The 2,487-nt window shown below is 36.3% G+C and carries 2 protein-coding genes; one reads left to right on the top strand and one right to left on the bottom strand.

Features of this window, described 5'->3' with window-relative positions; translation table 11 throughout:
• On the bottom strand, nt 1-327 hold the full coding sequence (locus AC3DU7_RS31050; RefSeq protein WP_488043088.1) for a hypothetical protein: 327 nt from the start codon (nt 325-327) through the stop codon (nt 1-3).
• A gap of 243 nt (nt 328-570) precedes the next feature.
• On the opposite strand from AC3DU7_RS31050, the gene AC3DU7_RS31045 reads away from it, so the two are divergent.
• Entirely contained in the window at nt 571-2,079 is a 1,509-nt protein-coding gene (locus AC3DU7_RS31045; protein ID WP_488043087.1) for a trypsin-like serine protease, read from the top strand.
• Nucleotides 2,080-2,487 lie beyond the last annotated feature (408 nt).

Here is a 2,487-nt window from a genome sequence, read left to right as displayed (position 1 = left end):
TCATAAACTTTCCAAAATATCTTTAATTTGTTCTACAGTTGCATCCTTCAGTAAAAGTCGCTTTTCTCCAGAAACAATTTCGACATTCTCTAGTTTTTTATCATGTTTTTTGAAGCAGCGAAAAATCTTCTCTGCAATGTTGATAGTGTTATTAATAATAATAGAAGTTCCTGAACCAATTCCCACTATTGTCAGAATGGTTGCTAAAGTAATACCTTTTTCATTGCCATCTGAATCTATTTCATAACTACCTTCTATACCTTCAATTGCGAGAATTTCTTCAGTAGCTTGGACAGCATCTAAACCATCAATAGCTATTTTAAACATTGTTCAACTCACCAACTTTTTTGGTTTGATTATAACAGATACAGGACTTATACCAATTCCCAAAATAATGCTATTAAAATTAGGATTACTATATTATATAAAAATCCTAGTAAAAATATGATAAACTAGATTATTTATCATCAAAAGACCAACAACACATATAACTAAAATTTACAAACAGCATCTCAAATATATGCAATCATAAAAAACCGAAGTTTGCGATTCTAAAGACCAAGAAAATTTATGACTAGAAGTTCGATTCAACCTAGACTTGTTACCCCTGGACCTGTAAACGATCCACTTTATGTAGTAGAACCAGGAGAAGAAGTTGAAGGAATAAATCTAGATGGTGTTGTTCGGATAGCAAATATAGAAATAAGTAATGAAGATGGAGAAAGTTTTTTAAATAATGAAAACAATTCGTTTTGCACGGGTGCTTTGTTAACTTCAGGTAAACATATTCTCACAGCAGCTCATTGTTTCTTTGTTGATAATAACGATACAGTAGATGAAACAGCTAACAATCTGAAAGTTATTTTTGATTTACCTGAATCAGAAGGTGGAACACAAGAGATATTTGTCAGTGAATTTACTATCCATCCAGACTACAATCATACTAACGGCGATTTTGTTAATGATCTTGCCATTCTCACTCTTGAATCAGAAGCTCCTGCTGGAGCAGAGCGGTACGATATTTATCGAGATTCGGATGAAGTAGGAAAACAATTTGTGAAAGTTGGTTATGGTTTCAACGGAGAAAATATACAGACTGAAAATCAAGATGGTAGAAAGCGGGCTGGGTTAAATATTTTTGATGCTGACGGGGTGATTTTAAATGATTTGCCAGATGCAGATGACATCAATATTCCTGAAGGAACGCAGTTAGCTTTTGATTACGATAATGGCACCGAAGAAAATGACGCTTTTGGTCAAATATTCAATATTCCCGATACAGGATTAGGCGATCGGGAAGTGAACACCGCAGAGGGAGATTCAGGTGGACCAGCTTTCATTGATGGAAAAATTGCCGGGGTTACTTCCTATGGGCTAACGGCTGAAACTGATATAGACGATGAAACCAACTCTACCCCTGGAGAGTTTTCTGTCGATACGCGAGTTTCTAATTATGCGGATTTTGTCGATCGCAACACTGCTACAGATATGATGTTTACAGGAATGCAAAATGATGATCGACTTGTAGGTGGGTTCGGTAACGATACTCTCATTGGTCGCGATGGCAGCGACTTTTTGTTTGGTAAAGATGGGGATGATGTTTTGGAAGGTCGCCCTGGTTTTGACTTCTTATTTGGCGGTAGTGGCAACGACCAACTATCTGGTGGTATAGGTCGCGATCGCTTAAATGGTAATTCTGGAAATGATATATTGACTGGTGGTGCTAGTAAGGATAAGTTTATTTTTAACACCAATCGGGAATTTAATTCTGCAGATATTGGGGTCGATGAAATTACCGATCTGGTTTCTGCTCAAGATAAAATTATTTTGGATCGAAGCACTTTTACCGCTATTGAAAGTACAGCAGGAAATGGATTTAGTATTAATACAGAATTTGCAACTGTAAGCACTGATGCTGAAGCTGCAACTGTAAATGCTGTCATTGTTTACAACACCACCAATGGTAATTTATTTTATAATGCTAACGGCGATAGTGATGGTTTTGGAGTTGGTAGTCAGTTTGCAACTCTTTCTAATGTCGTTTCTCTGGAAGCTGATGATTTTACCATTAGAAATTAAGAGCATTTACCAAAAGTAATTAGGACAGAATTTACCCAAAAGGTTTTAGTCTTTTTAGATATTGAAAAAGTACCTGGTTTTCAGCTCTTCATGCTCAAAAAGGAGCGCATTTCTGGCGCATAGTTGGGCAAAAAAATTATTCCCCAGTGCAGAGCGCAAAGTGTAGAGAGTTTGGGGAATTTGGGAAGAAATAAAAAAACCGGACTTAAGCATAACCACCAAATATAGTAGGGGTTAACGGTTGTTAACCCCATATTCAATCAAGAACTATTTTAACCAGAGGTAATTATCAATTATCAATTATCAATTATCAATTATCAATTATCAATTATCAATTATCCATTAATAACCGCCCAAGCTCGCAAAACTTCTGCAACACTCCACGCTTGAGCAATACAACCACGGGGT

The sequence above is a fragment of the Okeania sp. genome (assembly GCF_983059655.1).
The sequence above is the reverse complement of the archived record's forward strand: the minus strand, read 5'-3'. Positions and strand labels throughout refer to the sequence as shown.